The sequence below is a fragment of the Sporosarcina luteola genome (assembly GCF_023715535.1).
GTDB lineage: Bacteria > Bacillota > Bacilli > Bacillales_A > Planococcaceae > Sporosarcina > Sporosarcina luteola_B.
In genome coordinates this window covers 1-5,568 of sequence record NZ_JAMBOI010000022.1, presented here as the reverse complement: position 1 = coordinate 5,568, position 5,568 = coordinate 1, and the positions used below count along the sequence as shown (strand labels likewise).

General features: G+C 36.0%; 6 protein-coding genes. All 6 read right to left on the bottom strand.

The window, feature by feature from the left end; all coding sequences use genetic code 11:
* Positions 1-336: 336 nt before the first annotated feature.
* Positions 337-771 carry a cytidine deaminase gene (locus M3191_RS18000; RefSeq protein ID WP_251701713.1) on the bottom strand — a complete coding sequence of 145 codons (435 nt, stop codon included), beginning with the start codon at positions 769-771 and terminating at the stop codon, positions 337-339.
* 592 nt (positions 772-1,363) lie between these two features.
* Positions 1,364-2,389 carry a DUF4179 domain-containing protein gene (locus M3191_RS17995; protein ID WP_251701712.1) on the bottom strand — a complete coding sequence of 342 codons (1,026 nt, stop codon included), beginning with the start codon at positions 2,387-2,389 and terminating at the stop codon, positions 1,364-1,366.
* Entirely contained in the window at positions 2,386-2,949 is a 564-nt protein-coding gene (locus tag M3191_RS17990) for a sigma-70 family RNA polymerase sigma factor (protein WP_251701711.1), read from the bottom strand. The genes M3191_RS17995 and M3191_RS17990 overlap by 4 nt, the downstream gene beginning before the upstream one ends.
* Positions 2,950-3,187: 238 nt before the next feature.
* Positions 3,188-3,556, bottom strand: a complete 369-nt coding sequence (locus tag M3191_RS17985) for a hypothetical protein (RefSeq protein WP_251701710.1) — start codon at positions 3,554-3,556, stop codon at positions 3,188-3,190.
* Positions 3,557-4,250: 694 nt separating this feature from the next.
* Entirely contained in the window at positions 4,251-4,490 is a 240-nt protein-coding gene (locus M3191_RS17980) for a hypothetical protein (RefSeq protein ID WP_251701709.1), read from the bottom strand.
* A 194-nt stretch (positions 4,491-4,684) separates the two neighbouring features.
* Positions 4,685-5,134, bottom strand: a complete 450-nt coding sequence (locus M3191_RS17975) for a hypothetical protein (RefSeq protein ID WP_251701708.1) — start codon at positions 5,132-5,134, stop codon at positions 4,685-4,687.
* Between the last annotated feature and the right edge of the window lie 434 nt (positions 5,135-5,568).

Here is a 5,568-nt window from a genome sequence, read left to right as displayed (position 1 = left end):
TGCACCACAGAGGATGAAAATTGTTTCAGAACGGGTATAGTTTTGTATGGCTGGCGAAGAAGGTCGATCAACTATGGTGCCATTGAGCCCATCCGTTAGTCTGACTCCAACGACCACGGTGCATCACAGACTGTCGCACTCTGTACGAGTAGCACTCATGGGAGATTAATCCTACTCTGGTTATTGCACCAGCCTTGCCTATATTCTAAGATGAATGGGGTTGGTTCCTGATTTAACTATCAACTTAATATACACAATCTGAAGGCTCAGCCTTTTTTAAAAAAAGCTTTTTCTGAGTCTCTTTTGTTGTGCGATTTTATAGATTTTGAGCGTTTTTTAATTTTCATGGGAGTTGAATGTTTCTTCATCTTTGTAAGCTTGTGTCCAATGATACGGTTGGACTTCTTTTAGTGTTTTAAAAAGTAATTGTTTACCGTTATTTGAAGTAGATACTGCGACTTTTACATCCCTTCCCCAGTAAATTAATCTTTCTTGACAGACTCCGCAAGGAGTTAATACTTTAAATTCTTTGTTTTCGTCATCTCTTACAACACAAATTGAGTGAGTAATTTTCGCATTAAATTTGTGTGCCTCCAAAATCGCACCTGTTTCTATACATAACTCTGTTGAAGCATTTACGACCTCTGGTGCAACACTTGTCAATATTTCTCCATTGTCAGTGTACAATGCTGCTGCACCACCCCAGCCAGTAGGATATCTTTTCTCAATGAGGTCTTTTGCTTCTTGATATAATTTTTGTTCGATATTCAACTCTGTTCCCCCTGATATATCTTTTTTAATTATTTCCCATAATTATAACATCTTAAATCATTTTTGAACTAACCTCTTTAGTTCAAGAAGAAAAAAAGCTTTACCCCCTCTTGGAGTAAAGCACCCGTTAGCCATCCATGCAGCAAAAAAAACGCTGCACCACAGAGGATGAAAATTGTCTCGGAACGGGTATAGATTTGTATGGCTGGCGAAGAAGGTCGATCAACTATGGTGCCATTGAGCCCATCCGTTAGTCTGACTCCAACGACCACGGTGCATCACAGACTGTCGCACTCTGTACGAGTAGCACTCATGGGAGATTAATCCTACTCTGGTTATTGCACCAGCCTTGCCTTTATTTAAGAAGAATGGAGTTGGCTCCTGATTTTTATCTTCCAACTCAATAAACACAATCTGAAGGCTCAGCCTTTTTTAAAAAAGCTTTTTCTGAGTCTCTTTTGTTATGCAATTTTATAGATTTTGAGCGTTTTTTAATTTTCATGGGAGTTGAAGAAATCACTCAATTATTTTGAGTAATCGTAACCACATTCCTGTTATTACTCCGAAAGGAATTCTACAGGGGATTTCGATTTTATCTTTTCAACTCAATGACAATCGGATCGAGTTCAATTTCGGTGTGACCTTGACCAGACATAAGACTTGCGATTTCAACCGGTTGGATAATGAGCTGACTAGCACCTTCTTGGATAGTACCGAATGCTGTCGTTCCTTTAAAGGTTTTCCCATTATCTGACGAAACACCACCACCACCTGATCCATTGATATACACATGGCCGAGATCATCTGAAACTTGAAATACAGGTGTTACATTTGGCCATTGTTTAAGTAATTCGTCTGTCACTATTTGTTCATAGGTAATAACCGTCGAAACATCCGTGAATTCAACCGATTTCAGAGTGAAGTTTACATCTTTGTGTTGAACAGTCTCATTCACGAGCTTTAAATCTCCATCTAAACGGTTTAATGAAAAGGCGAACGACCAATCTCCCTCAACCTCTAAATCTTTCGACATACTATAAAAGGTATGTGGCGTCCAATTGATTTCCACCGTTTTGGGATTTACACCGTCTTTGAAGTCTGGAGTAAATGTTGATAAGCCCACATACCGTGTATCACTAATCTGTGTAATTTGATTACTACCACCGTTACCGATTGCACCAACGACATCAAACCAATTTGGAGAACTCATCTTCATCGTTTTTCCAAAATCATGATTTGTTTCAATTGCATACGATACAGTAATGTTCGTACCGTCATATACCGCATTATCAATCATTACCGTTACACCATTACTCGTCTGTGCAAGATCAATATCAGTAGAGAAGGCTTCAAAATTTTTGTAGTGTTGCTCTTCGTCATTAAAATAATTAATGACATTATCCATAAACGGGATTTGTGATGCAAGGGACGGAAATGCAAAACCTGTCGCCGTACTTGCTCCAACAATGATAACAGCAGCGACGGCAATGTTACGCCAAATCGGTGCTTTTTTGCGCTTTTTGAGTACATGTTGTTTGACGCATGCCTTTTCGATGTCTGTTACGTCTAGTAATTCAAGTTGACCGATATCCATATCTATCCATTCCTTCATACTCATACAAATAGCTCCTTTAACTTGGTATTTGTGGCTAATATTTTCTTACCTCGATACAAACGATTATCGACCGCAGCTTTAGATAGACCTAGATTGTCAGCAATTTCACTATTTGAAAGCTCCAAATAATATTTCATCATAAAAATATCGCGGTCGATTTCCTTTAATTGACTAATCGCAAATAATAATTCATTTTTTTCTTCACGTTTCAAGACAGATACGTCTGTTTGTAAAAAACTTGCTTTCTGGTCAAGTGGTGCATCCGATTGTTCATGTGCGTTTTGTTTTTTAGCCTGCCGATAATGATCGATTGCTTTGTACTTCGTAATCATGCCAATCCATTTTTTAAAGTCTTGTGTATCACCTTGAAACTGATGAGCATTTTGCCAAACAGTTAGAAAAACATCGTTGATACATTCATCGACATCTGATCGCTTCATATTGTTTAAAATTTTTGTGGCAATCGTTTTCACGAGTGGCATATAAGCATCAATGATATACTCGAGTGCATCTTCTTTTTGTTTTTTTAATCTAGTGATAAAGTTTGTCGATAAACTCTTCATTTACTTCGCTCCCTATGTGATTGAAAAAGCTTTTTCATAAAGTACAACGAACTGTCTTAGAGTTTATTCTCAAAAAAAACTGGAATTAATTCTTTTCAGGCTTGTATACGTAATGCACAGCAGGTAGACATAACATCTTCACGGAAGCATTTAACTCTATTACTCAATAAGAAAAGACCGCCATAAAAGGCAGCCGCTTGTTCAACTAACCTGCTGCGTTAGTTAAAGATGAATATTTTTAACCTTTACTAACAAACTCATAAACTTCTTGGACTGAATTACTGGATAATGTATAAACCGTGTGTGTGTCTTTTGTGTTCATTATGGTCCCGGAATCTTCAGTTATCCAGAGAGAATAGGATTCTTCACCGATACTGAATTTATATTGGGGATTTGTCATGTTGACAATACCAGTCTCTTTCTTTGAATCACTTACTGCTTTTGCGAAAATTTTCACTTCTTCTATTTCTTTTAGCTCTAAGGAAATTGCTTTATTGGTGGTGACTGTTTCAGAACTGCCTTCATTTTGACCTTTACTTTCTTGTTCTTCTGAGCAACCAGCTAATATGAAGCCACATGCGACAAATAAAACAAATAATTCTTTCATTAATACCCTCCTCTGGATTTACTTTAAATTCATTTTAGCATTATTATTGAATTAACCTGCACCGTTAGTTCAATAAGAACATTGAGCGTCTCAGTAGCCCAATGTTCTTAAAGTATAGCACCCATTAGATGAAGAAGAAAAAAGAGACGCATATTAAACAATCGCGCCCGTTAATTGAATACCAACAAACGTTAAAAACTTGGTAATACAAACAAGACCAACGCAATTAATAACGAAGAACTAGCCCAAGTAATGAGCAACTTTTTTTCAATTATCATTGAGTCATTAACCACTTTATGAATAATTGATAAAACAAACAGGTTGATTAAAAATAAAAAGTAATAAACTATAATAAATATCACCCATTGTTGGGAAGAGATTAGAGCTTCCAAAGATGTCGTAAAAAAAACTGCAATAAATATAACCATCGAAGCAGCTAAGAATATTAAAATGATGATAAACATCTTGTCCCATATCTTATGCTGCATGAATTTATCTTGATTGTTTCTAGCGTAATTTAAAATGAGTTGATTACATACAAAAAGCAAAAAAGAAATAGCTATAAACATGATCAATTGCTGTAATGCAACATTTTTTATATCCAAGTAAATGTTTCGAACGTAATAATCAGCTGTGAATATAAAAAATATTAAAATAATTAAACCTGTAAATTGTTTGAATAAATAGGACCTCCTCAAGATAACTTCACCGATGGCTTACTTTTCCTTAATGAACACTTTATTTTGTAAGCAATCAAAAGTGTTAAGGTTACAGTAACAGCTGAAATAAAATATTTCATAATGGGCGTTAGTTCTTGATAGCCCACTGCATTTGAATTTGGTGTATATGTCAATGTTAAAATGACCCCTTGCAATAAATCAGCTATTCCTATTGATACAAGTACAACGACGAAAACTCCAATTGTTTTTTTCATCTTACTCCTCCTCACTAAAACATATAAACTCAGTTCCTGACATGGCTTCGATTCTCTAATCTATCTGTTATACGGATGACAAGGCGAAGTGTTTCACAATCTGGCCCGTTTATTTGTGGGCATCCCTATTGCCGAAAGACGATCTATACAATAATCGCGCCTGTTTGCTGTAAAACGTATCTAGTATTATTAGATTAACGGTTAAAAAGTGATGAAAAATCATAAAAAGCATTTAAAACATTATCACTTAATGGATGACCATATTCTTGAGCTTTTAAAGGTAATATTCCTTCCTTTTCAAGTTGTTGCAGGTATTTTTGAAATCCTGTATCAATAGCCTCCATATATTCTTTTAGCTTAAATTTATATTTAAATATACCTTCTGGATAATGGCCTATATGTTCAATAAAAAGGTTTGTGCCATCACTTGAAAATATATAGTAATCAAAGTTTCCGTCACAGTCCAATTTTGCTTCACTAATTTCTCCCTTATACATAGAAGTAAGTGTAGATAGAAAGTTTGGGATTGCTACAAAACCTATACCTGATTTAAAACTGAACAACTGTGTGTCACTTGAAACGTCAAATTGAATATCTCCACCACTGAAACGGATATCAATAAAACATTTATAATTAGGATCCATAAAAATCTACCTCCATTAACACTTTTTCTTCACCTAACCTGCCCCTTTAGTTAAATAAGAAAAAAGAGCTGTCTAAGCAGTAAATCTTGAAGTAAAGCACCCGTTAGCCATCCATGCAGCAAAAAACGCTGCACCACAGAGGATGAAAATTGTTTCAGAACGGGTATAGTTTTGTATGGCTGGCGAAGAAGGTCGATCAACTATGGTGCCATTGAGCCCATCCGTTAGTCTGACTCCAACGACCACGGTGCATCACAGACTGTCGCACTCTGTACGAGTAGCACTCATGGGAGATTAATCCTACTCTGGTTATTGCACCAGCCTTGCCTATATTCTAAGATGAATGGGGTTGGTTCCTGATTTAACTATCAACTTAATATACACAATCTGAAGGCTCAGCCTTTTTTAAAAAAAGCTTTTTCTGAGTCTCTTTT